Source organism: Bacteroides pyogenes, assembly GCF_014196225.1.
Classification (GTDB): domain Bacteria; phylum Bacteroidota; class Bacteroidia; order Bacteroidales; family Bacteroidaceae; genus Bacteroides; species Bacteroides pyogenes_A.
In genome coordinates this window covers 39,353-65,631 of sequence record NZ_JACIDI010000015.1, presented here as the reverse complement: position 1 = coordinate 65,631, position 26,279 = coordinate 39,353, and the positions used below count along the sequence as shown (strand labels likewise).

General features: G+C 41.6%; 22 protein-coding genes. 2 read left to right on the top strand and 20 right to left on the bottom strand.

The window, feature by feature from the left end:
* Positions 1-124 precede the first annotated feature (124 nt).
* From GGR07_RS10400 to tsaD, 19 genes are all read right to left on the bottom strand, one after another.
* Complete coding sequence (locus tag GGR07_RS10400; RefSeq protein ID WP_021644460.1) at positions 125-1,252, bottom strand: universal stress protein; 1,128 nt, start codon at positions 1,250-1,252, stop codon at positions 125-127.
* Between the two features lie 72 nt (positions 1,253-1,324).
* Positions 1,325-1,615 carry a hypothetical protein gene (locus GGR07_RS10395; protein ID WP_021644461.1) on the bottom strand — a complete coding sequence of 97 codons (291 nt, stop codon included), beginning with the start codon at positions 1,613-1,615 and terminating at the stop codon, positions 1,325-1,327.
* A gap of 127 nt (positions 1,616-1,742) precedes the next feature.
* A complete protein-coding gene (locus GGR07_RS10390) occupies positions 1,743-2,546 on the bottom strand; it encodes a tetratricopeptide repeat protein (RefSeq protein WP_034543315.1) in 804 nt (267 codons plus the stop codon).
* Positions 2,543-4,387 carry a BatD family protein gene (locus tag GGR07_RS10385; RefSeq protein WP_021644463.1) on the bottom strand — a complete coding sequence of 615 codons (1,845 nt, stop codon included), beginning with the start codon at positions 4,385-4,387 and terminating at the stop codon, positions 2,543-2,545. Before GGR07_RS10385 ends, GGR07_RS10390 begins: the two co-directional genes overlap by 4 nt.
* A 31-nt stretch (positions 4,388-4,418) precedes the next feature.
* Positions 4,419-5,120 (bottom strand): tetratricopeptide repeat protein, encoded by a 702-nt coding sequence (locus GGR07_RS10380; protein ID WP_021644464.1) that lies wholly within the window; start codon positions 5,118-5,120, stop codon positions 4,419-4,421.
* A gap of 2 nt (positions 5,121-5,122) precedes the next feature.
* Positions 5,123-6,154, bottom strand: coding sequence for a VWA domain-containing protein (locus GGR07_RS10375; RefSeq protein ID WP_021644465.1), 1,032 nt, complete (start codon positions 6,152-6,154; stop codon positions 5,123-5,125).
* Between the two features lie 46 nt (positions 6,155-6,200).
* Positions 6,201-7,184, bottom strand: coding sequence for a vWA domain-containing protein (locus tag GGR07_RS10370; RefSeq protein WP_021644466.1), 984 nt, complete (start codon positions 7,182-7,184; stop codon positions 6,201-6,203).
* Between the two features lie 48 nt (positions 7,185-7,232).
* Positions 7,233-8,318 (bottom strand): hypothetical protein, encoded by a 1,086-nt coding sequence (locus GGR07_RS10365; protein ID WP_122056591.1) that lies wholly within the window; start codon positions 8,316-8,318, stop codon positions 7,233-7,235.
* Positions 8,318-9,187, bottom strand: a complete 870-nt coding sequence (locus GGR07_RS10360; protein ID WP_034543317.1) for a DUF58 domain-containing protein — start codon at positions 9,185-9,187, stop codon at positions 8,318-8,320. Before GGR07_RS10360 ends, GGR07_RS10365 begins: the two co-directional genes overlap by 1 nt.
* Before the next feature lie 32 nt (positions 9,188-9,219).
* On the bottom strand, positions 9,220-10,215 hold the full coding sequence (locus GGR07_RS10355) for an AAA family ATPase (RefSeq protein ID WP_034543320.1): 996 nt from the start codon (positions 10,213-10,215) through the stop codon (positions 9,220-9,222).
* A gap of 243 nt (positions 10,216-10,458) precedes the next feature.
* Positions 10,459-11,526 (bottom strand): HU family DNA-binding protein, encoded by a 1,068-nt coding sequence (locus GGR07_RS10350; RefSeq protein WP_034543323.1) that lies wholly within the window; start codon positions 11,524-11,526, stop codon positions 10,459-10,461.
* 14 nt (positions 11,527-11,540) lie between these two features.
* A complete protein-coding gene (locus GGR07_RS10345) occupies positions 11,541-11,813 on the bottom strand; it encodes an HU family DNA-binding protein (RefSeq protein ID WP_034543325.1) in 273 nt (90 codons plus the stop codon).
* Positions 11,806-13,116 carry a 30S ribosomal protein S12 methylthiotransferase RimO gene (gene rimO / locus GGR07_RS10340; RefSeq protein ID WP_034543328.1) on the bottom strand — a complete coding sequence of 437 codons (1,311 nt, stop codon included), beginning with the start codon at positions 13,114-13,116 and terminating at the stop codon, positions 11,806-11,808. Before rimO ends, GGR07_RS10345 begins: the two co-directional genes overlap by 8 nt.
* Complete coding sequence (ftsY, locus tag GGR07_RS10335) at positions 13,113-14,072, bottom strand: signal recognition particle-docking protein FtsY (protein ID WP_122056592.1); 960 nt, start codon at positions 14,070-14,072, stop codon at positions 13,113-13,115. Before ftsY ends, rimO begins: the two co-directional genes overlap by 4 nt.
* Before the next feature lie 140 nt (positions 14,073-14,212).
* Positions 14,213-14,371 carry a DUF4295 domain-containing protein gene (locus GGR07_RS10330; RefSeq protein WP_081688133.1) on the bottom strand — a complete coding sequence of 53 codons (159 nt, stop codon included), beginning with the start codon at positions 14,369-14,371 and terminating at the stop codon, positions 14,213-14,215.
* 18 nt (positions 14,372-14,389) lie between these two features.
* Positions 14,390-14,578 carry a 50S ribosomal protein L33 gene (gene rpmG, locus GGR07_RS10325; protein WP_002560155.1) on the bottom strand — a complete coding sequence of 63 codons (189 nt, stop codon included), beginning with the start codon at positions 14,576-14,578 and terminating at the stop codon, positions 14,390-14,392.
* 22 nt (positions 14,579-14,600) lie between these two features.
* Complete coding sequence (gene rpmB, locus GGR07_RS10320; RefSeq protein ID WP_021644475.1) at positions 14,601-14,861, bottom strand: 50S ribosomal protein L28; 261 nt, start codon at positions 14,859-14,861, stop codon at positions 14,601-14,603.
* A gap of 122 nt (positions 14,862-14,983) precedes the next feature.
* Positions 14,984-16,216, bottom strand: coding sequence for a competence/damage-inducible protein A (locus GGR07_RS10315; RefSeq protein WP_034543330.1), 1,233 nt, complete (start codon positions 16,214-16,216; stop codon positions 14,984-14,986).
* 97 nt (positions 16,217-16,313) lie between these two features.
* Entirely contained in the window at positions 16,314-17,333 is a 1,020-nt protein-coding gene (gene tsaD / locus GGR07_RS10310) for a tRNA (adenosine(37)-N6)-threonylcarbamoyltransferase complex transferase subunit TsaD (protein ID WP_021644477.1), read from the bottom strand.
* Positions 17,334-17,532: 199 nt separating this feature from the next.
* Between tsaD and GGR07_RS10305 the strand changes: the two genes are divergently transcribed.
* A complete protein-coding gene (locus GGR07_RS10305) occupies positions 17,533-21,972 on the top strand; it encodes a translocation/assembly module TamB domain-containing protein (protein ID WP_122056593.1) in 4,440 nt (1,479 codons plus the stop codon).
* A gap of 108 nt (positions 21,973-22,080) precedes the next feature.
* Here GGR07_RS10305 and proS read toward each other — a convergent pair whose 3' ends face one another.
* Complete coding sequence (proS, locus tag GGR07_RS10300) at positions 22,081-23,574, bottom strand: proline--tRNA ligase (protein ID WP_021644479.1); 1,494 nt, start codon at positions 23,572-23,574, stop codon at positions 22,081-22,083.
* A 531-nt stretch (positions 23,575-24,105) separates the two neighbouring features.
* On the opposite strand from proS, the gene GGR07_RS10295 reads away from it, so the two are divergent.
* Positions 24,106-26,202, top strand: coding sequence for a S9 family peptidase (locus GGR07_RS10295; RefSeq protein ID WP_034543341.1), 2,097 nt, complete (start codon positions 24,106-24,108; stop codon positions 26,200-26,202).
* Positions 26,203-26,279 lie beyond the last annotated feature (77 nt).

Below are 26,279 nucleotides of genomic sequence, written 5' to 3'. Positions count from 1 at the left end.
AGTGAACTTCAAGTTGGGGGCAACATCACTCTTTGCTTTTATAGAAATTTGGGACATTCGCTGAATATCCACTATTGAACATAATGTAAATTATGAAAAACATGAAATGATTAATTTAATCCAATTATCCGTTTATATTAATAACAAGTAATGGAGTATCCGAATGAAAGATCATTTTACGTGCAATACCAGGATTAAATAAACGAGCAAATATGTTTCTTTTATAAGATGTTAAAGTAATTATATCAATTTGATTTTCCTTTATATAGCAATCAAGACCTCTTAATATGTTTTCATTTGTTACGACATCATAATGAATTTCAAGACTGGGATATTGCTTATGGAAATATTCTTTTATGCCAGCAAGCTTAATTTCATTCCATGTATCTTTTGATTCAGCAAAGTGTATGAGGAATATTGAAAAATGGAAAGATTTCCATGCATTAAAGAAAGACTCAAAAGCGATAAGATCTCTTTGGTCAAAATTTGTCAAGAAAGCAACTCGCTTTATCTCATTAAATTGTTTAAATGGTGTATTCTCCGGAATTGCTAATACTGTTGTACGGCTTCTTTCGATAACTTCTGCCGTTACACTGCCAATTAAATCAATATCTTTTTGATTTTTCCCTCTAGTCCCCATAATAATGATTGGCGGACACTGTTCTTTCGCGTACCTTAAGATTTCTTCTTCGGGAATACCTTCACGCAGAATGCAAGTAAATTTTACATCCGGAAATTCTCCGGATGAGATTTTTTCTTTTATTTTATCTGATAACAGATTAAGATCAGTATGGACTTTTTTAATAATAGTTTTTACAGATTCTTCATCTCCAATCTGATAATTAAATACATCTCCATATGGTAATGACGAAGCATATATAGGTGTAAAGTATACATGTAATAGCACTACTTCCAAGTTTTCCAACTTAGCCAAATTGAAGCCTAGCCCACATGCTTTGAGTGAATAGCCGGAAAAGTCAACTGGAATAAGGATTTTATTCGATTTGCTTTTTACTTTCGGCAAATTCTCTCCTACAATACTTTCAGAAAGCCAAACAGAACTTTCTGTTATTTTTAAGGCACGAGGTAAATCGCTTTCTTTGATTCTCAAACGGACTCCTGAAGAGACAACCGGCTGTATTTGGTTCACATTGTGAATATAGGTTTCTATGCCTTCACTTTCCAGAACATTTTTAAGGATCTGAGCCTTTGTATATGTCAATATAGCCAGTGTTACTAATTTATCTTCCATAAAAAATGATTTTATAATGTGAATCAATCAAGAAATCCCAACCGTATTAAAACTGTTGGGATTCAATATATTTTAGATTTGCATAAATTCGGTAGCCTGTTTCTTGTCTATATTCATATTCAACTCATCTAAAATTTTTAGAGCCCGATCAAGAACGGTTGTATCATCCAACATCACAAGCCCACCATCTGGACCGGGCTCTAGATGTATTCCGACACTTTTCCCTTCCTTAAAATTGTGTCCTCCAAAAAAGTTACGCACAGTATCCACGTGCAAACCGAGTTCATCCGCTATTCTATGCATGCTACCGCTAGGCAATGAATCTTTAATTTTACGAAGTTCATTAAACGTAATTGTCCTCATGTTTCATAAATTTAATGGTTAATACTATAATGTATTTGATTATACGCTATAAACTTAAGCAAAAAAAAAGATAAAACAAATTATTTGCTTATCTTTTTTCCCTTAATTGATAAAATGTATTAACGTTTTAAATTTCTTCAACAGCGGTAGACGATACCCAGCCGACTTTCCCATCTTCTAGACGAATTTCTTTCCACCCTTTCATTGAGTTATCTTTTATATTTACTTTTCTCCCTTCATGCAAAATAAATAAACTTGTTCCATTTTCGCTTGGTGTACTGCGCACAGTAACACTTGGAGTTATAATGATTGCATCCGTTCGATTGACTAAGCGCTTTTTAAGTTGCCAAGCAAATAGATTAGAAGAAATTACAATAATCAGACACACGACTCCCGATATGAATCCTATTTTTTTCCATACTATCTGTTTGGAAAATATAAATAAAACCAAAGCTGTGACAAATAAAACAAAAGATACAATCCCCAATATAGCCCATGCGTCCATACTCATACTATTAATCAAGGCTTTAGTCCACGTTACAAAAAATATTTCCGGAACAAGTTCGACCTTATCAATCGTTTTGGCGCGGGCAATCTCTAAATTAGCTTGTATATCAGCACTACCCGGTTGTAAAAGCAAAGCACGCTCATAATTTAATATAGCTCTGGCTATTTCTTCTGATTTATAATAAGAGTTTCCTAAATTATAATAGATCTCCGCAGCTTCTCCTCGTTTTAATAATGTTTCGTAGATTTGAATGGCTTTACCATATTCATTTCTCATATAGGCCGAATCCCCTTCAGCTTTGGTTACGACATTTAATTTTTTATCAGCTGCTATTATATGACCGTCTTTATATACAGAGTCTATTTGTCCGAATGCTAACTCCGAAAATGTTGATAACAATATATATAATAATATTTTTCTCATAATTTAAAATATTCAGAATTATTTTTTATAGAGCTTTCCATTTTGCTGATTATATCTATTGACGATGAATATGCTTTATCCATTGCTTCCCGATTTCCATCTCCCGGTGCAAAACGGGCAAACTCACAACTGTCTAATGTATCTAGAAATTCAATGATTAGTTTTTCATCTACTCCGTGATTTCTAAGCTTTTCCTCAATATTGTCTTTTGACAAAAGAGAAACCGGAATACTTAATTTATCACTGATATATCCCCATAAAGCTTTCAGAACTTCGTCATAAAATGCTTCGCTTTTATTATCGGATAGTAGCTTTTCAGCTATTTTCATACGCTTCGTTGCTATCTTATTCGCTTTCTTTGTTTTCATCTTTGCAACATTTGCATTTTCGATTACCTGTTTACGATAAGCAAAGAATAATATAACAAAACCTAAGGAAGGAATAATGTAAAACAGCCAATATCTCATTGATCCATAGAAAAAGTGTCCTTTAGGCTTAAGACTCACTTCATTCTGCATAATATAACGAATATCCTCTCCTAATACTTTCAGATCTTCCTTATTAGTGAAGTTAGCAATCACTTGATTGGCATTCCCTGCTCCTTTTTCAACTTCAACCGTATATTCTTCCGTATGTAAAGTTTTATAAGATCTTGATCGAATATCAAAATAGCTGAAAGAAATTGCAGGAATTTTGTAAGTACCTGCATGTCTTGGAATAGCTAAACACTCAATAATTTTATTTCCTGTAAGTCCATCTCGAGTGAGCCGAACCTGATGATCTGTTTTAGGGTCGTAGATTTCAAAGTCATTAGGAAATTTCACCTCCGGGCTGGAAATTAATTTTAGATTTCCAGTACCGGAAATAACTATTTTGACGGTGAGCGCATCGTTCGTTTTTAATTTTTCGTTGTTAATGGAAGAAGAAATAGAGAACTCTCCCACTCCACCGGTAAAACTTGCAGGTTTATTGGCAGGAAGCGAATGAACATCTATTGAAATTCTGGGAGTTACAATATTCTTTCTGATTTCAAGTATATTACTTCCTCCATTGAAAAAAGCTTCAAAAGGATCATCAGATTGTATGGCCTTTCCTATAGTCATTTGAAACTGTGCCGGTTCGATAAATAGTTTGCCCGACTGTTGTGGGAAAAGAACAAATTGGCGATATACCGCCGTGGAGTAGTTGCGACCATTATAGTGTTCCTGGCTCCATCTGGCATTAGCAGGCATTTCAATTTCTTGTGAATGGAAGCCTTTAAAATCCGGAAGTTTTGCACTATTCAATTGTAAGTTCGGTTCTCTGGTATATATTTTATATGTCAGTACAAAAGCTTCTTGTTCGTATACATTCGTTTTGCTGGCTGTAGCTGTAATAAATAAATCTTGGTTAGAAACGGTTGTTCCGGAGGAAGAGCGGGCAGTTCCGGAAGTTTGTCCCCTACTTCCACCTTGTTCTTGGGGTAGAACCTTTATTTTTACAGAGTTTGAAACAAGTTGGTTACCGTCTGCCATGACAGAAGCTCCGGGAATGGAATATTCACCCGCTTCAGTGCCCATTAAAATAAAAGTATAAGTAATACTGCTGGTGGAAGTTATATTTCCGTTTACTATTTGTGTACTGCTTTGCTGCGAGCGGCTAGGTCCCATCAACACATCAAAACCTTTAATGGAAGGTGCACGAAAATCTTTTATTTTCTGCGTGGTTACTGTATAAGATAAGCGAAATTGGTCACCTACAGCTACCACATCGGGTGCAGAAGCCTTGAATGAGATATTATCAGCAACAGCCTGCGTGCAAAATGCCGTTAATGTCATCCATATAATAAGAAGTTCTTTCATTGCTTAGAAATTTATATCATCTATTTTTATTTTACCAATCTTTTTCCAAACGTCCGCTTTGGATTACCCTTTGTTGTTTTTTTACTTTGTCTTGGACATTTTTTTCATCTTGCATAACGGAGTTCAATAGCTGTTCGGCATTTTCTTTAGACATTTCATTTTCTTTCTTTTCAGATTTAGGAGGTTGCTGATCTTTTTTATCATCTTTTTTCTGATCATTTTGCTTCTCTTCTTTTTGATCTTGCTTTTTACTCTGGTCTTTGTCTTGATTTTGACTTTGTTGCTGTTGCTGATTTTTCAACATCTTTTGCGCTAAAGCCAAGTTATACCGTGTTTCATGATCTGAAGGATTATTACGTAAAGACATTTTATACGCTTCTACCGCTTGTGCATAATCTCTTGCTGCTTGAAGAAGTACTCCCATGTTATGATAGATTTGAGACAGTTTGGGTTTATCTTTTTCTATTTTGGCAGCAGCCGTATACTGTTCCATAGCATCTTTAAACTTTTGTTGTTGAGAAAGTGCATTTCCCAAATTATACATCGAAATAGCAGATTGAGGATTTACCTCCAATGCTTTCCGATAGTTCACTTCGGCATCGACAAATGTACTGTCTTTAAAAAAACGGTTACCTTTGCGAATATAGTCACGTTCTGCTTTCTGGGCGGAGATACCGGCAGTAAAACACAGAAGAATCACAAACAATAAATATTTGATTTTGAAAATATACATGATTACCTCTTATTATGAGAAAATAAATGAATATTCTTAAACAATGGATTTTTACGATCCAAGATTAAGATATCGGCCAATAGTAATAACAGAATAATCCAGGCAACAGCTTGGAACTGCTCATTGTATTCGGTATACACTTTCGACTCTACATCGGATTTTGCCATCTTGTTTATTTCCTGATTGATTGCTTTTTGAGCGGCGTTCGTATTATCTACCCGTATATATATACCTTTTCCTTCTTTTGCAATTCCCTGGCACATAGCTTCATTTAGCCGGGTAACAATTACATTACCTTCTCTGTCTCGTCGGAAATCATTGGTTCCTTCTACAGGTATGGGTGCTCCTTCGGGCATTCCTACTCCCAGCACACTTACTTGTATGCCCTTTTCCGCGGCCTCTTTAGCTGCTTCTACCGCTCCTCCTTCATGATTTTCTCCATCGGTTATCACGACAATAGTACGTCCTACCCCTTCTTGCGGCGTAAAACTACGGGTTGAAAGTTTGATGGCTTCTCCAATCGCTGTTCCTTGTTTGGATATCAATGATGGAGATATGGATTCCAAAAACATTTTAGCAGAAATATAATCGCTCGTAATGGGGAGTTGCGTAAATGCATTTCCCGCAAAAACAATCATCCCTACTTTATCATTATCCATTTCGTCAACGAGACGGGATACCAGTCGTTTGGCTTTTTCCAACCTACTTGGTTGAACATCTTGCGCAAGCATAGAGTTCGAAATATCCAAAGCTATGATTACTTCTACCCCTTTGCGCTTTACAGTCTCCAATTTAGAACCGAATTGCGGGCGGGCCAATAGTACCGAGAACAGTCCGATTGCAGTAATAATAATCCAAAATTTTACGTCAGGACGATATTTGGAAACATCAGGCATTAGTTGGACCAACAAATAGGGGTCTCCAAAACGCCGAATATTCTTTCTTCTTTTATAATTTGAATAAAAGTAGAAAATTGCCAGTAAAGGCAATAATAACAACAGGTACAAATATGCAGGTTCTTCGAATCGGAACATTTTTTATTGTTTTACAATTTATAAATACGATTGATAAGCTGTTTTTTTAAGGAATTTTCTTGAGTATCGAATTGCGCAACAAGACTTCGAGCAGTACACATATAAAAGCTGCCAAAGCAAACCATCGATACTCCTCTTCCCGTTTATTATACTCTTTTACATTGAGTTTTGTTTTTTCCAGTTTGTCAATTTCCGTATATACTTCTTTTAATTTAGTATTACTTGTAGCACGGAAGTAGTTGCCTTCTGTCGTTCCGGCAATCTGAGTCAATGTTCTCTCGTCGATTTCCACCGGCATATTGACATATTGCACCGTATTCCCCATCGGATAAGGGTAAGGCGCTACTCCATTGGTACCTACGCCTATAGTATATATCCGTATTCCAAAACTTTTGGCGATTTCAGCCGCAGTCAAAGGAGATATATCCCCTTTATTGTTGGTTCCGTCTGTCAGCAAAATAATCACTTTGGATTTGGCTTTGCTGTCCTTTAGGCGGGTAACTGCATTGGCTATTCCCATGCCGATGGCAGTACCGTCTTCTATCAATCCGCATTTTATGTTGTGAATTATATCCGATAATACAGAATGGTCTACCGTAAGCGGGCATTGAGTAAACGATTCGCCTGCAAACAATGTAATTCCGATATTATCGTTGGCCCGCCCGTTCACAAATTCGGCAGCTACGTCTTTGGCCGCTTCGAGTCGGTTTGGTTTTAAATCCTCAGCCAACATACTGGTAGATACATCGATAGCCAGCATAATATCAATCCCTTCTATTTCACTGTTCTGCCATTTATTGGTTGTTTGCGGGCGTGCAAGCACCAGAATTATGAATATAAAAGCGAGTACACGTAATATAAACGGAGTGTGTAGTAAATAGTTCTTATAACTTTTGGGAGTATGGGCATACACTCGCGCGTCCGAAATTTGCAGTGTAGCTTCACTCCTTCTATACTTTAATATATACCATACAACGTAAGGTATAAGCAATAGCAGTAAGAACAAATATTCGATATTGGCAAAAACCATTTTACTTCTGATTTAACAAGATTCATATTTAGCATCCCAGCTTTTATGCTATGCAAAAAGTTCATAGAGCTGGATACCGATGTATATACAAGTGCTTATCAAGGCTATTGATAAAAACGTAATGCACAGAACCAAGAGAATCTTTACGCGTAAAGAACGTTTCTCTATGATTGTAATTTCCGTTGGTTGCGGCTTCTTCTCTTCTTCTAGTTGCTTTGTCTCATCAATAAAATCAATAGCATTAATCAAATTGGCATCGTTTTCATTCATCAGAGGAGCATGTTTGGCGAATTTGACCAAATCAGCAGTTTGGAAAAGGAGCTGTAAATCTGATATCGCCTCTTTATCTCTTATCTTTAATAAGTTATCTATGATTTCTGAGGAAGTCATTTCCAACGCATTAAACCCGAAACGATCTTTAATATACGTGCGAATAACATCAGTTAATTCGGTATAGTACTCCTTCGAATACCCCTTTTGCCAAATTTTCTCGCTTTTAATCCGCTCTATTTCTTTCATTGCCGTTTGGTGTGGGGGCAATTTCGGTTCTATCTTTACTTTTCTTATAATAGGCTTATTATCACGAAGGCGAACTATAAGATAAATAAGTAGGACCAGCAAAGGTAATGTAAGAAATGAGCATCCTATTAAGCCGTACCAATCTGCCCATGAGAAAGGAGCTTTCATTACAGTTTTTTGCCCGAAAAAATGATCCGGATGCAACGTGTCTACCGGCATAGAGTATACTTTCAGCGCCAATGCATTCGACTTATATACCTTGCCGTCAACTGTCACCGGCATAGGAGGCAAGTAATACAACGCCGAATCAAAAGAAGTAATGGTATATTCCTGAGTCATCAACATTCGCTGGTGATCATTCAGGTATTGTGTATCGAGCTTTGCAATTTCTACAATCTCCACTCCGTTAACGAGAGTGTCAATATATGCCGGAAATGACGCTTGTTGTTTGGCATCCATAGCCGCTTGCAATCGTATTTTTGTTTGTTCTCCAATTAGAATCTGTAAAGAATCGATCTTTGCTTCTATCGTGACAGATTGTGCTCCAGCATTACTAACAGATAACAAACATAACAGTATTATCAGAACAATATTTTTATTCATGCTCGATTCCATTAATTTCGTTTTGCAAATAAATTCAACAAAGCTTTCACATAGTCTTGGTCTGTTCTCACAGACACTGCGTCTACATTACTTTTGGCAAAAGCTTCGTCCAGTTCTGCCTGCCGTTGTATCCACCAATCACGATGTGCCCGACGCACAGCTTTTGAAGATGTGTCGATCCATTGTTCATGTCCGGTTTCCGCGTCTTTTATCCGAATCAGCCCTATGGAAGGAAGTTCACTTACTCTTTTATCGTATACTTGCAAAGCCACTACATCATGTTTTCTGTTGGCGATGGTTAAAGCGTTTTTAAAGCTTTCCTGATCTATAAAATCAGATAAGATAAAAGCAGTACATCGCCTCTTCATTGCGTTGGTCAGATATTCCAATGCCATCCGGAGATTTGTACGACGGCTTTTAGGTTGGAAATCAATCAGTTCTCGAATGATATAAAGAATGTGTTTACGTCCTTTCTTAGGAGGGATAAACTTTTCTATTCGATCTGAAAAAAACATCACGCCAATTTTATCATTATTCTGGATAGCGGAAAAAGCAAGTGTGGCCGCAATTTCCGTCACCATATCTTTCTTTAACTGTTTCACCGTACCAAACTCCAAACTTCCGGAAACATCAACCATCAACATGACAGTCAGCTCACGTTCTTCTTCAAACACTTTTACATAGGGTTTGTTGAAGCGTGCCGTCACGTTCCAGTCTATATCGCGTATGTCATCGCCAAATTGATATTCACGCACTTCAGAGAAAGACATCCCTCTACCTTTGAAGGCGGAATGATACTGCCCAGCAAAGATATTATTAGAGAGTCCTCGCGTCTTTATTTCAATTTGGCGAACTTTTTTTAATATTTCACTTGTTTCCATTCTAACGTTCTAATTGAAATCAGAGTTACAGGTTAGGGCACTTCTACTTTATTAAGAATTTTGCTGATTATCTCGTCCGAAGTCATGTTGTTGGCTTCTGCTTCATAAGTCAGTCCGATACGATGTCGCAGTACGTCGTGAGCCACAGCGCGTACATCTTCAGGGATTACATAGCCCCGACGCTTAATGAAAGCATAAGTGCGGGCAGCCAAAGCCAAATTAATGGAAGCACGCGGCGAACCGCCAAATCCAATCATTTCTTTCAATTCCTTTAGATCATATTTTTCAGGAGAACGAGTTGCAAATACAATGTCTACAATATAGCGTTCTATCTTTTCATCCAGATATACCTGGCGAACGATTTTGCGAGCTTCAATGATTTCGTCCGCTTTTAATATGGGTTTTACATTGAAACTTTCCCCGTTTATATTTTGACGGATAATCTGTTTTTCTTCTTCCAATTGAGGATAATCGATTACCACTTTAAGCATAAAACGGTCGACTTGTGCTTCAGGCAACGGATAAGTTCCCTCCTGCTCAATAGGATTCTGAGTAGCCAATACTAAAAACGGCTCAGGCAATGAGAACGTTTCTTTTCCAATCGTAACCTGTCTTTCCTGCATGGCCTCCAATAATGCACTTTGTACTTTAGCCGGGGCACGATTGATTTCATCTGCCAGAACAAAATTAGCAAAGACAGGACCTTTTTGTATTTTAAAGGCTTCGTCTTTCTGGCTATATACCATGGTACCAATGACATCGGCAGGCAATAAGTCCGGTGTGAATTGAATGCGGCTATACCTTGCATCGATAAGCGAGGCGAGAGTTTTGATAGCCAATGTTTTTGCCAGACCGGGTACTCCTTCCAAAAGAACATGTCCGTCCGAAAGTAATCCGATAAGTAGTGATTCTATCAAATGTTTCTGACCTACAATAACTTGGTTCATACCTACAGCCAGATTGGTAACGAAAGCGCTCTGTCTTTCAATCCGCTCGTTCAACTCGCGGATATCAATTGATTCAGCCATAAATCCTTAAATGTTTTATTATTGAATTCTCGTTTATTTTAATTGTTAAGCCATTCTAATCACAGCTTTTTATTTTGCTCCCAAATGTAAGCTATATAATTAACCATCGCAACTAATTTTTATTAAAAAACAATGTAAAATCTTTAGATTAAGGTACTTTCATATTGTTTTGTACTTGCATAACATTTTATCTGAATTGCCCGCTTCCTATACCATAAACTGTTTTACATGTAAATTCGTTTCTTATTTTTCAATTAGTTCCGGAATTTTAATCGTTGTACCAAAAGGTACATTGTCAGGATCCTTTATTACATCCGAATTGTGTTTTACAATATAAGGCCACATTGCCTTGGTGCCAAAGAAGCGTAACGAAACCTTTGTCAGAGTTTCCCCTTTCTGAATTGTATACCTTGTTTTAGTGCCGGTTATTTGGTATACAACAGATTCGGAGTACACATTTACAGGATTTGCTTGCTCTTTTGATTCCACAGTTTGTCTATGTCGCACTTCATCTTTCAGTTCTTGCGCAACTTCCGATATTGTGTCTTTTTTCGCAACAGTATCGGTTATTTGTTCCGGTAACAGAGCCGAACCGGCGTTTATTGGCAAGTCAATTGATTCCTTTCTTGGCGAGGGAGGAAATATATCAGGGTAGTAAACGAAGAAAACAACTCCTCCGCATAGCAACAGAATAGCAACGATGCCGACTGTCAAGTAATAAATATAGGATTTCCTTTGTTGATGAGTGTCACTTTTTGACAAACTCTCAAGCTTTGCACATTCATCTGTTTTGTCTTCGTTCTTTGCAAATTCCTCCTTTTTCATTTCTTTATGATTATCTTCTTTAGCAGGAATGGTTTCTGTAATGAGGTTTTCCGTGTTTATTTGTTCTTTTTTTGGATAATTTTCAATGTCTGCTAAGTTTTCTTCTTCTGTATCCTCTTCCTCTGCTGCTATTTCATCCGTTGGCGTATCTTCCAGTAATGTATTTTCATTTAATATCACTGTTTCAAAATGAGCGAAAGGTTTGTTGATCGCTTCTTTTAAATTAGTGTCCGGGGTAAATGATATTTTAGAATGCTCTTGTGTCTTAAACTGTTCTCCGGTACTTTCATTAACACTTTCCGTGCTATCCACATTTATCAGTTTGAAAGTTCCCAGGCCTTTGATTTTTATATATTTTTCATTTTCCAAGGCCTGTTCTATCAATAGAAAAAATTCTTTGACAAAATCTTCAGCATCTTTTTTAGTCATATTGTGCTTCGAAGCCAACAAGTCTGTAAAATCTTGGATGGTCAATCTTTCATTCATAGTTGGAGAAAAAATTATTTAAACTTATCCTTCAAAATATTGCTCGGCCTGTATGCGAGCACCAGTTTGGGGGGGAATAATATTCGTTGGTTCGTAACCGGATTCACAGAAATGTACTCCCCTTTTTTCTTTACCTCAAAAGCTCCGAAGCCTTGTATGGAAATACTGTTTCCTTTTTCAAGCTCTTGCGTCATTTGCCCCAATAAAGAAGTTATCAGGTCCGTAGTGTCCTTAGTCGTATATCCCAGCCTGTCGGCTAATTCTGAAGTGAACTCCTTATTATTCATGATAATCTGCAATCTTTACGTATAAATCAAAATCATCCGCGTCGGTAACTTCTACCCAATAGAACCCACCGATGCACAAGTCAGTTTCGGGGCGCCGGATTAAAACTTCAGGATCCACCTCAGGAGAATCGAATTCGGTTCGTCCGATATAATAGTCTCCTTCTATCCTGTCTATTATGACTTTCATGCAAGAGCCTATCTTTTGTGCGCTTAATTCGGCTGAAATCTGTTGCTGGATATCCATCAATTCGTCCAAACGGGCTTGTTTTACTTCTTGCGGGATAGAATCCTCATATTGATCGGCAGCGTAAGTTCCTTCTTCCTCAGAATAAGCAAAAGCTCCCATCCTGTCGAATCGTGCGTTGCGTACAAATTCTTTCAGTTCTTCAAAATCTTTTTCCCTTTCTCCGGGATGCCCGACCATTAAAGTTGTCCGTAAATGAATCCCGGGTACCTCTTTGCGAAATTGCTCTATCAATCTGTATGTCTGTTCTTTCGTCACTTGGCGACGCATCAGTTTCAGCATGTTGTCGCTGATGTGTTGCAGGGCGATATCCATATATTTGCATACATTGTTTCGTTCACGCATAACGCGAAACAAATCTGTCGGGAAGTGTGCCGGATAAGCGTAATGCAAACGAATCCATTCTACTCCCGGAATGTCGGAAATCCGCTCTATCAACTCCGGAAGCATTTGCTTCTTATATAGGTCGATACCATAATAAGTCAACTCCTGCGAAATAACCTGGAACTCCTTTACCCCTTGGGATACAAGATAGCGCACTTCATCCAGAATATCTTCCATCGGTCTGGACACATGTTTTCCCGTGATGATAGGAATGGCGCAATATGAGCATTTGCGGTCGCATCCCTCTGAAATTTTCAGATAAGCGTAATGTTTCGGAGTAGTCAATGTACGCTCGATATGCAGTTCTTGATGATAAGCTTTCCCCAGATCGTGTAGTAATTCTTTCCAATTGAATTTCCCATAGAATTTATCTACCTGAGGAATTTCTACGGCCAACTCTTTTAGATATCGTTCCGAAAGGCACCCCATTACAAACAGCTTTTTCAAGTCTCCCTCTTCCCTTCTTTGAGCAAACTCCAGAATCATATTAATGGACTCTTCTTTGGCATCGCCAATAAAGCCGCATGTGTTGATAACCGCTATTTCTCCTTTCGGATTTTCCGTATCATGAGTAACATTGTACCCCACCTCTTGCAGCTGTCGCATCAACTGCTCCGAATCTACTAAATTTTTAGAACACCCTAATGTGATGATATCTATTTCTTTTTTTCTCATGCGTTGTCACCAAACAAGGAGTCTACAAATTCATTTTTACGGAAAACCTGTAAATCTTCCATTCCTTCTCCCAATCCGATATATTTTACCGGTATTTTAAACTGGTCGGATATACCGATCACAACTCCTCCTTTAGCCGTTCCATCCAATTTCGTGATGGCCATAGCGGTTACTTCTGTTGCCAAAGTAAATTGTTTCGCCTGTTCAAAAGCATTTTGTCCGGTAGAACCGTCCAATACCAGCAACACCTCGTCGGGGGCATCCGGCACAACTTTCTTCATTACATTCTTGATTTTAGTCAACTCATTCATCAAGCCCACCTTATTGTGCAACCGCCCGGCAGTATCGATTATCACCACGTCCGCACTGTTGGCAACCGCAGAGCTGAGCGTATCGAAAGCTACCGAAGCGGGATCGGCTCCCATCTTTTGCTTGATTACAGGCACTCCTACCCTATCTCCCCAAATCATCAACTGTTCTACGGCTGCCGCGCGGAATGTATCGGCGGCGCCCAAATAAACAGATTTACCGGCTTTTTTAAACTGATAGGCCAGTTTCCCTATCGTAGTTGTTTTGCCTACTCCGTTTACGCCTACTACCATGATGACGTAAGGCTTCTTCTCAATCGGCATATCAAAATCAACTATCTCTCCCGAGTTGTTTTCTGTAAGCAAAGCAGCTATTTCATCGCGTAATATATGATTCAACTCCTGAGTATTCACATATTTATCCGCCGCCACACGTTTCTCAATACGCTTAATAATATTCAACGTAGTTTCTACGCCTACATCAGAGGTGATCAATACCTCTTCCAAGTCATCCAACACCTCATTATCAACTTTCGATTTGCCGGCTACGACACGAGCTATTTTTCCAAATACGCTCTCTTTGGTTTTAGATAATCCTTTATCTAACGTTTCCTTTTTTTCTTTTGAAAAAAAACCGAATAATCCCATGTTTATAGTTAATTTGTATAATACATAATGCCTACAAAGATATAATAAAGGATTGGAAAAGTAAAAAAATACAATAAAAAATCCCCCTGCCAACTAATCGGCAGGGGGATTTTACATATTTAGCTTAGATGCTATTTCAATTATTTCTTGAAGAAGTCTTGTACTTTATCGTTCGGTACCATTTGTTCATCAAAAACGTATGCTCCGGTCTTAGGAGATTTCACCATTTTGATAACTTTGGTATAAGAACGTCCTTCTTTTGTTCCTTCGTGCAAACTTGCTACTGTTTTCTTTGCCATGGGTGATAGTTCTTATAATTATTTAATTTCCTTATGTACTGTTACTCTCTTCAGAATCGGGTTGTATTTTTTCAACTCAAGTCTTTCGGTAGTGTTTTTTCTGTTCTTTGTTGTGATATAACGAGATGTTCCCGGCATTCCGCTATCTTTGTGTTCTGTACATTCCAGAATCACTTGCACTCTGTTACCTTTTGCTTTCTTTGCCATTGTAAGTTTTCTCCTCTACCTTTTAGCCGATTACTTTAATACTTTTCCAATCACAATAGCCTTTAGCCACCGCTTCAGTCAGCGCAGCGTCCAGACCTTTTTTGTTGATAATACGCAGTCCGTTAGCACAGATGCTAAGGCTGATCCAACAGTCTTGCTCTACGTAGTAGAACTTCTTCTTAAACAAGTTCACATCAAAGGTTCTTTTAGTTCTTCTCTTTGAGTGTGAAACATTGTTGCCAATCATGGCTTTCTTTCCGGTAATTTGACAAATCTTCGACATTTCTATCTTATTTTTATAGTTTTATATCTATACTTCTTTCAAACAGGACGCAAAGTAAGCACTTTTATCCGTATAAAACAAGAATTTCTTTAAATAATTCACAGCCAAGTATTCTTTTTTCTTTATTTGAGCATATCCCTGAGCATAAGTAGCGCATTATTGCCTGCTCTTTCCATATTCATGCTTCTTCCGCGATTTGTCTCCTGCCTGTAAGTGCGAATTTCGTTTTTATAACCAACGGCGATCCAAATCGTGCCTACCGGTTTCTCCGGAGTTCCTCCTCCGGGACCGGCAATGCCGGAAGTTGCAACGGCGCAGTCCGTTTTCATCGCTTTCATCGCGCCTTTTACCATTTCGGTCACGGTTTCCTCGCTTACGGCCCCATGTTTTTTCAATGTTTCCGCAGAAACACCAAGAAGCATGTTTTTAATATCGTTGGAATAAGCCACTATGCTTCCGCGAAAATAATCCGAACAACCCGGCACAGAGCTTATACGTGCGGCTATACTCCCTCCCGTGCAACTTTCTGCGGTGGAGACGGTCAAATTATTTTTCCTTAGTAAATCTCCTACGATTATTTCCAAGGGAATATCTTCTTCACTGAAAATATCGTTATCCAATATGCTCTTCAGTTTTGCCGACTCCGTGTCCAATGTTTTTTCCAGTTCCGTCCGGTTTTTTCCACGTGCCGTCAGGCGAAGACGAATGAATCCGAGTTTGGGCAGATAAGCCAATTTGACGCATTCCGGCAAAGCGCTTTCCCATGCATCCAGCTTTTCCGCCAAAACGGATTCGGGATTGTTCTGAACTAAAAAAGTCCGGTGTATGATTACATCCGTATGAAATCTTTTATGCAATTTGGGTAATACGGATTCTTTCATGACGGCGTTCATCTCTTGCGGGACTCCGGGCATTGAAACGAGTACCTTTCCATCCTTTTCGAACCAGCTTACGGAGGCGCTCCCCACCGGATTGTTAATGACCGTGCACTCTTTCGGAACCATTGCCTGGCTCTTATTTAACGCATTCATCGGAATCTTTCCGGCAAGCACTCGTTTGATGTTTTGAAACACTTCTTCATTAAAAACCAACTCGGTATGGAAATATTTGCAAAGAGTTTGTTTAGTGATATCGTCTTTAGTAGGGCCGAGACCTCCTGTCACCAAAACAATATTTACTTTGCTGAAAGCAGTATCTATTGCTTCCATTATTTCATCTTCCCGGTCGCGTATGGAGACGATACGCAATACTTCTATGCCTATTTTGTTCAGCTCCTGTCCCATCCAGGCCGAATTGGTATCGACAACTTGTCCTATCAACAATTCATCTCCAATTGTTATGATTTCGGCAAACATTACTTTCTACTTATTAATTAACACTTTCCGTTTCACCATCCATATTTCCCGCTCTATTGTTTTCGCAATGGCATATTGTTTTAAGTGTATCGGGCCTTTAAAGGCAAACTCGCGAATATGCAGGAAGATCTATGGAGCAGAAATCTTTATCGAGATACTTGAAATATCCCGTAATAGCGATCATTGCAGCATTGTCGGTCGTGTAGCTGAATTTTGGGATGAATATATTCCATCCATATTTTTCGGCATGTTCTTTAAAGGCGTTTCGCAATCCATTGTTGGCAGAAACTCCGCCGGCTACGGCAATTTCCTTGATTTTATACGCTTTGGCCGCTTTTCTCAGCTTATCCATCAGGATATCTACGACCGTAGCTTCGAGCGATGCTGCCAAATCTGCTTTATGATGCTCAATGAAATCGGGGTCTTCTTTCAGCCAATCGCGGAGAGAATACAAGAATGAAGTTTTCAGTCCGCTGAAGCTGTAGTCCAATCCCGATATATGGGGTTTGCTGAATGTAAACGCTTTCGGGTTGCCCTGACGCGCCAGCTTGTCGATAATCGGACCGCCCGGATAACCAAGCCCCATCACTTTAGAACATTTGTCGATGGCCTCTCCTGCCGCGTCGTCGATTGTTTGTCCCAGAATCTCCATATCATTGTATGCTTTTACCAAAATGATTTGGGAGTTTCCTCCCGATACCAACAGGCAGAGGAACGGGAGTTCGGGATGTTTGTTTTCTTCGCCTTCCGATTTAATAAAGTGAGCTAAAACGTGTCCTGTGAGATGGTTAACATCAATCAAGGGGATGCCTAAAGAACGTGCGAAACCTTTGGCAAAAGAGACTCCCACCAATAGCGAACCCATCAGCCCGGGACCACGTGTAAACGCAACCGCACTCAATTCTTCTTTGCTGACGCCGGCTCTTTTCAAAGCTTCATGTACTACAGGCACAATGTTTTGCTGATGCGCCCGGGATGCAAGTTCGGGAACTACACCTCCGTAAGCTTCGTGAACGGCTTGGCCGGATACTACATTCGACAGCAGATAACCGTCTTTAATGACAGCGGCCGAGGTATCGTCACACGAAGATTCTATTCCTAATATAATTGTACTCATATGTCATAAACTATTAAACGGCACAAAAGTAATGATAAAACTACGATTCATAACGAACTATTTTATATTTTTGTCGTAAAATAAAAAAAGAGAACTTATAAGAGCACTGAAAAGAACTGTACGATGGATAGTGGGTATTGTACTGGGAGTATATATCGGAACTATTGTTTTGTTGAATATACCGGGTATTCAACGTTTCATGAGTGTGCTTGCATCGAAAGAGCTATCGAAGGTTCTCAACACGGAGGTTGCCATCGGCAAAATCGATATCGGATTATTGAACCGGATCATTATTGACGATGTATTACTGAACGATCAGAAAGGGAACGAACTGCTGAAGATTCCCCGTCTATCGGCCAAATTTGATTTTATCCCTTTTTTCAAAGGAAAAATTTCGATAAGCAGTGTGCAACTGTTCGGTCTTAACATGAATCTCAGGCAAGAAACGCCCGATTCTCCGCCGAATTTCCAATTCGTGCTGGACGCGTTTGCTTCTAAAGATACTGTGAAGCGGGAAAGTTCGTTGGATATTCGTATCAATTCCGTCTTAATCCGTCGCGGGAAGGTCACCTATCATTTATTATCGGAGCCCGAAACACCCGGAAAATTCAATTCGCGGCATCTTCAATTTCAGAATATCATAGGTAACCTTTCATTGAAAGCTTTGACCAAAGACTCACTCAACGTAGGGATAAAGCGTTTGAGTGTGGATGAAGCAGCTTCGGGATTCTCGTTGAAGAAGATGAGCCTGAAGCTGGTGGCTAACAAAAAGCGCATGAGTATCGATAATTTTGCCATCGAATTGCCCGAAAGCTCTTTACGAATGGATACCATCCACTTGATGTACGCCGGGGTGAAGACTGCCGAACAGTTTGTTAAGCAGGCTCATTGTTCTTTTCGTATTTTACCTTCCCAAATTACGCCGAAAGACATTTCTCCTTTTATCCCCGCATTATCGCACTTCAAAGAGCCGGTGACGCTGAACATGGAAGTGAACGGTACAGTCGACCAATTTTCCTGCCCTCATTTGGAGATTACGGCCGAAGGCCGGCAATTCAGACTCTTGGGAGAAGTATCTGTTCAAGATCTCTCCCATCCCAAAGACGCTTACATATTCGGAAAGCTTTCGGAATTGAGTGCCAGTTCCCGGGAAGTAGGTTTTTTGGTACGCAACCTGAGCGATAATTACAATGGGGTTCCTCCCCTTCTGGAGCATTTGGGAAATATCGCTTTCCGCGGAGAAATATCGGGATACTTTACCGATTTGGTAACTTACGGACTGCTTCAAACCAGTCTTGGAGCCGTAAAAACAGACTTGAAACTGAGTTCGGACAAAGAGAAAAAGGCTTTTTCTTATTCGGGCGCTGTGAAGACTGAAGATTTTGAATTGGGGAAACTGCTGGGAAATGAGTTGTTTGGGAAAGTGACACTGAACCTGGATGTACACGGACGCCATGTGGAAAACCAATATCCTTCCATTGGAATGAAAGGTCTGGTGTCTTCTGTAGAATACAGCGATTATAAGTACGAAAACATCACTCTGGACGGCGAATATCAAAAAGGAGGTTTTAACGGGAAGGCGGCAATGAACGATCCGAACGGATCCGTATACCTGAACGGCGATTTCAATTTGGCTTCCAAAGTCCCTACTTTCAATTTCTCTGCCGTTATTGACAAAATCCGCCCCCACGAGTTGAATATTACATCGGATTACGCAGATGCAGAATTCTCCGTAAAACTCAGGGCAAACTTCACCGGGGGGTCGGTGGACGAAATGAACGGAGAAATCAATATCGACAGTTTGGAATTCAACGCTCCCGGAAAAGAATATTTCATGAGAAACATGAACATTCAGGCTACCCGGCAAAATAACGAGAACCAACTCAAGTTGACGTCGGAGTTCCTTACGGCAAGCGTGGAAGGAGACTTTCAATACCACACGTTGCCTGCCAGCATGCTCAACATTGCGGGCAGATATATTCCTTCTCTGCTGCCGCCTTTCAAGCATCAGGAAAAACTTCATAACAACTTCCGGTTCGATATACATATATATAACACGGATATCTTATCTGCAATATTCAATATTCCCCTGCATATCCATGCTCACTCCACAGTGAAAGGATATTTTAACGATGCGGGTCAGCGTTTGCGTGTAGAAGGATATTTCCCCCGCCTGCAATATAAGAACGACCTGATTGAATCGGGGATGATTCTCTGTGAAAATCCGTCTGACAATATTCAGATCAAACTACGGCTGACGAATCTGAAAGAGGCGGATGCCGTCAACATTGCGTTGAACGCGCAAGCCAAAGAAGATGTTGTAAGCGCAACTTTCAATTGGGGAAATAATGCGACAGCCACTTATAGCGGACAATTGGGCGCTGTCGCCAAGTTTTTGCGCACGGAAGGAGAAAAGCCTTTGTTGAAAGCGGTAGTCGACGTAAGCCCTACCGATATTATTCTGAACGATACGCTTTGGCAGGTTCATCCTTCACAGATTGTGGCCGACTCCGGAAGAATAGACGTAAACAACTTCTATTTCAGTCATGCCGACCGGCATATACGTGTCAACGGCCGTCTTTCGGAACTCCCTGCAGATACGGTGAAAATCAGTTTAAAAGAAATCAATCTGGGGTACGTTTTCGATATAGTGGGCATCTCCGACGATGTTGCTTTTGGAGGTGACGCTACCGGAACCGCTTATGCGACAGGGGTTTTCAAGAAGCCGGTGATAAACGCGCGTTTGTTTGTAAAAAACTTCTCACTTAATCAGGGGCGGTTGGGAGATGCCGATATTAACGGAGGATGGGATAATGAAAAAAGAGGAATCCTGCTGGATGCTTCCATTCGCGATATGGCCGATTCTCCATCCCGTGTCAGCGGCATCATTTATCCGTTGAAACCGGAAAGCGGACTGGATTTGAATATTGACGCCCATGAGCTGAACCTGAAGTTTCTCGAATATTATATGAGTTCTATCGCAAACGATATCAAAGGAAGAGGAACCGGCAAAGTACACTTTTATGGAAAATTCAAAGGCTTGAATCTCGATGGAGCTGTCATGACGAATGCTTCTATGAAGTTTGATATACTGAATACACGGTTCGCCATCAATGACACGATTCATCTCGCCCCTACCGGATTGACGTTTAAAAACATGCGGATTGCCGATGTGGAAGGTCATCAGGGAACAATGAACGGCTATTTGCGCTTTCAGCATTTCAAAGACTTGAGCTATCGTTTTGAAATACAGGCCAACAATATGTTGGTGATGAATACGAAAGAATCTCCCGACATGCCTTTCTACGGCACAATATACGGTACGGGAAACGCCATGCTGACGGGGAATGCGACGCAAGGGCTCGACGTTAATGTGGCGATGACTACAGACCGGAATACTTCCTTCACCTATATTAACGGAAATGTAGCGTCGGCTGCCAACAGTCAGTTCATCAAGTTTGTAGATAAAACACTTCGCCGTGTTGTCCGGGACTCTGTTCAGACAGACGATTACGATGATTTATTATTGAAGCGGCAACTGTCTGAAAAGGAACAAGATACAGACATCTGGCTGAATATTCTGGCCGATGTAACGCCCGACGCCACTGTGCGGATCGTCATGGACCCGATAGCCGGCGACTATATTACCGGAAAAGGAACGGGAAACATTCGCACGGAATTTTATAATAAGGGAGACGTGAAAATGTTCGGCAACTACCGGATCAGTCAGGGAGTTTATAAATTCAGCCTGCAAGACGTGATACGGAAGGACTTCGTGATAAAAGACGGCAGTACGATAAACTTCAATGGCCCCCCCCTTGACGCGAACATGGATATTCAGGCTTCTTACACGGTAAACTCGGCGTCTTTGAATGACTTGATACCCGATGCCTCCACCGTTATTCAACAACCCAATGTACGGGTGAATTGCATGATGAATTTGAGCGGCGTCTTGCTTCAGCCCACGATAAAGCTGGGTATCGAACTTCCGAACGAGAGGGACGAGATTCAGTCGTTGGTGCGCAACTACATCAGCACGGAAGAACAGATGAACATGCAAATCCTGTATTTGCTGGGTGTGGGCAAATTCTATACGGAAGACGTCCGGCGGGAAAATCAAAACGCTTACGTGATGACTTCCGTTCTTTCCTCCACCCTCTCCGGGCAACTGAACAATGCTCTTTCGCGGATTTTCGAAACCAACAACTGGAATATAGGAACCAATTTGAGTACCGGTGACAAGGGTTGGACGGATGTGGAATTCGAAGGCATCTTGTCGGGGCAGTTATTAAACAACCGGCTGTTGATTAACGGTAATTTCGGTTACCGCGACAATCCGCTGGCAAATACCAACTTCGTGGGTGATTTTGAGGCGGAATGGCTGATCACGCGTTCCGGTGATATCCGGCTGAAAGGCTATAACAAGACCAACGACCGCTATTATACGAAAACCAACCTCACCACGCAAGGCGTGGGAATCATGTATAAGAAAGATTTCAATAAATGGAGCGACCTTTTCTTCTGGAACAAATGGAAGCTCCGGAACAAGCGGAAACGGCACGAAGGCCTTCAGCCGGAAATGAAAACAGACAGTGTTGCCTCCGAAGGAGCAAAAACGAAAAAGAAAAGAGAGCGATAGTCTCCGTAAGAATCAGCGACACTCGCAACCTTCGTTGTGCAGATAAAAAACAAAAAAACGACCGCAGGTTTTCGGTCCGTGCGGTCGTCCTTTATATCGATGCTGTTCCTAATAAGAGCGGGCGAAGATTACGCGGCAGGGCGAAGGTTTGCCTGTCACCATACATTTACCCGGTTCTTTGTCTCCCGGGATAAACGAATCGAACGGTATGCAACGAATGGTCGCCTTGGTTTCTTCTTTTATTTTTTCTTCCGTTTCGGAAGTTCCGTCCCAGTGCGCCAGAATAAATCCTCCTTCTTCGATTTTTTCTTTAAACTCTTCGTAAGTATCTACGCTGATGATGCGCGAATTGCGATAGTCGAGCGCCTTTTTATAGATATTCGCCTGAATTTCTTCAAGCAGGTCTTTTACATAAGCCTCTATTCCGTCGCAAGTCACCGTTTCCTTCTCCAAAGTGTCGCGGCGCATTACCTCCATCGTGTTGTTTTCCAAGTCGCGTCCTCCCATGACAAGCCGCACGGGAACACCTTTCAGCTCATAGTCGGCAAATTTAAAGCCGGGACGTTTGTTGTCGGCATTGTCGTACTTCACGGATATGCCCAACGCTTTCAGGCGCGCCACGATTCCTTCAACTTTTGCGTCGATCTGCTTCAACTGTTCGTCGTTTTTGTAGATAGGAACAATCACTACCTGAATCGGCGCCAGATGCGGAGGCAATACCAAACCGTTGTCGTCGGAGTGTGTCATGATCAGGGCACCCATCAGGCGGGTCGATACGCCCCATGAAGTAGCCCATACGTATTCCAGTTTATTCTCTTTGTTGACAAACTGCACATCGAACGCTTTGGCGAAATTTTGTCCAAGGAAATGGGAAGTTCCGCTCTGTAAAGCCTTTCCGTCCTGCATCATCGCTTCGATGGTGTACGTGTCCAATGCTCCGGCAAAACGTTCATTGGCCGATTTTACTCCCTTTACAACCGGCACAGCCATGTATTTTTCGGCAAATTCACCGTACACATGCAGCATCTTCTTTGCCTCTTCTTCCGCTTCTTCACGGGTAGCATGGGCGGTGTGTCCCTCTTGCCATAAAAATTCCGCAGTGCGCAGAAACAGTCGGGTGCGCATCTCCCAACGCATCACGTTGGCCCATTGGTTGCACAGGATGGGAAGATCGCGGTATGAATTGATCCAGTTTTTATACGTGTTCCAGATGATGGTTTCGGATGTAGGGCGGATAATCAGCTCTTCTTCGAGCTTAGCTTCCGGGTCTACCACGACGCCTTTGCCGTCGGGCGAACTTTTCAGGCGATGGTGTGTCACCACCGCACACTCTTTTGCGAAGCCCTCTACATGTTCCGCTTCACGGCTTAAAAAAGATTTGGGAATCAACAAGGGGAAATAAGCGTTCACATGCCCTGTTTCTTTAAACATGTCGTCCAGTTGTCGTTGCATCTTTTCCCAGATTGCGTATCCGTAAGGCTTAATCACCATACAGCCGCGCACGGCAGATTGCTCTGCCAAGTCTGCTTTTACTACCAAATCGTTGTACCATTGCGAATAATTCTCGCTACGTTTGGTCAGATCTTTCAGTTCTTTTGCCATTATATTTTTTTATTTAAGTTTTTCCATTTCAAAACAGGATGCAAAAATACGAAAAATGAACGAACTGCCATAGATTCTTTTCCGTTTATTTTTGCATACGGCAGATTCTTGCCACAGCGTTTCAGGTATTTTATAATGAATCGGAGAAATATGTTTCTCAAGAGAAACTGGCGGTTCTCGGAAAGGCTTTGGCATCTGAAAAAACACGGGCGGCCTCTGAAAAAAAGCCCGCCGTGTTTGATTACAAAGCCCGCCGCCTTTTTTTCAAAGCCCGCCGTGTTTTTTTTAAAGGCGGCGGGCTTTTTTCGCGACTTCTTGCGGGTTGCTTTAAAACGTGGATAATACGTTGTATATACCGTGCAGAAACTGCGGCGGATATGATGTTTTCTCCATTTTTCAAACTGTATCCGCATGAAAATGCTCCCGCTCAGCAACCGTTCCTTATTATCTCCCCCGACTGTTGTGCCCGATGATTGCTTTTTGTTCTTTTTTCATTATCTTCGCAAGCAAATAAACATTTTAATAAATGATATGAGACAAGCAAATTTATTTATGATGTCGGCAGCAATGTTATTGGCTGCCTGCGGCGGAACAAAAGACGCGGGCAAAACAGAAGAAGGCCAGGTGCTTATCGGAAAATCGGATATCAAGATCGAAGGCAGGCGCATGACTCCCGAAGCTCTTTGGGCTATGGGACGGATCGGTGGATTGGCGGTATCGCCCGACGGGAAGAAAGTAGCGTATACGGTGGCCTATTACAGTGTCGCCGAGAACAAAAGCAACCGCGAGATATTCGTGATGAATGCCGATGGAACGGATAACCGGCAAATCACGCGCACCGTTTATCAGGAGAATGAGGTGGCCTGGATCAAAGGGGGCAGCAAGCTCGCTTTCCTGAGCAACGATAGCGGAAGCAGCCAGCTTTATGAAATGAATCCCGACGGAACGGGACGCAGGCAACTAACCGATTACGACAAAGATATCGAGGGTTTCAAATTCTCTCCCGACGGAAGAAAGTTGCTGTTTGTCTCACAGGTGAAAACGAAGCAGACCACAGCCGATAAATATCCCGACTTGCCGAAGTCTACGGGCATCATCGTCACCGATCTGATGTATAAGCATTGGGACGAATGGGTAACGGGCGCTCCGCATCCTTTTGTCGCTGATTTCGATGGCGATAAAATCTCAAATGTAGTCGATATTCTCGAAGGCGAACCGTACGAAAGTCCGATGCGCCCGTGGGGAGGTGTCGAACAACTGGCTTGGAACCCTTCTTCGGACGAGGTGGCTTACACCTGCCGCAAAAAGACCGGACTGGAATATGCCGTGTCTACCAATTCCGATATTTACATTTACGACTTGAAGACGAAACAGACCCGGAACATTACCGAAGAGAACAAGGGATACGATACGAATCCTTCTTATTCTCCCGACGGGAAATACATCGCATGGCAGAGTATGGAGCGCGACGGGTACGAGGCCGATTTGAACCGTCTCTTTATCATGGACCTGGCGACCGGAGAAAAGCGTTTTGCGAGCAAAGCTTTCGAGTCGAACGTAGACGCGTTTGTGTGGAGTTCCGATGCGAAAACGATTTACTTCACGGGCGTATGGCACGGCGAAACGCATATCCGCGCGATCGACCTGACAAACGATTCGGTGAAATCCATCACTTCCGGTATGTATGACTATGAAGGAGTGGCTTTGTGCGGCGACAAACTTATCGCCAAAAGACATTCGATGAGTATGGCGGACGAGATTTATACGATAGGGCCGGACGGATCGACTACCCAACTCACGCAAGAAAACAAAGCTATTTATGACCAACTGGAGACAGGTAAGGTAGAACCGCGATGGATGAAGACGACTGACGGCAAACAGATGCTGACTTGGGTGATTTATCCTCCGAAATTCGATCCGAACAAGAAATATCCTGCGGTTTTATTCTGCGAAGGAGGTCCCCAAAGCCCTGTAAGCCAGTTTTGGTCGTATCGTTGGAACTTCCAGATCATGGCAGCCAACGATTATATCATTGTCGCCCCCAACCGCCGCGGCTTGCCGGGATTCGGCAGAGAATGGAACGAACAGATCAGCGGCGATTACGGCGGCCAGTGCATGAAAGATTATTTCACTGCAATCGACGAGATGGCGAAAGAACCGTATGTGGACAAAGACCGTCTGGGGTGCGTGGGCGCCAGCTTCGGCGGCTTCTCCGTCTACTGGCTGGCGGGACATCACGATAAGCGTTTCAAGGCATTCATTGCTCACGACGGTATTTTCAACATGGAAATGCAGTATCTGGAGACAGAAGAGAAATGGTTTGCCAACTGGGACATGGGTGGCGCGTACTGGGAAAAGCAGAATCCGGTGGCGCAACGCACGTTTGCCAACTCACCCCACCGCTTTGTCGACCGTTGGGACACTCCGATTCTTTGCATCCATGGCGAGAAAGACTACCGTATCCTTGCCAATCAGGCGATGGCGGCTTTCGATGCGGCCATCATGCGTGGAGTTCCGGCGGAATTGCTGATATATCCCGACGAAAACCACTGGGTGTTGAAACCGCAGAATGGCATCCTCTGGCAACGGACTTTCTTCGAATGGCTCGACAAATGGCTGAAAAAATAAAACGCTCTTCATGAATGTTTGAAAGAAAACGTAGTTTGCGCCTTCACGAACAATAAAAAGAGCCGTATCTTCACTCC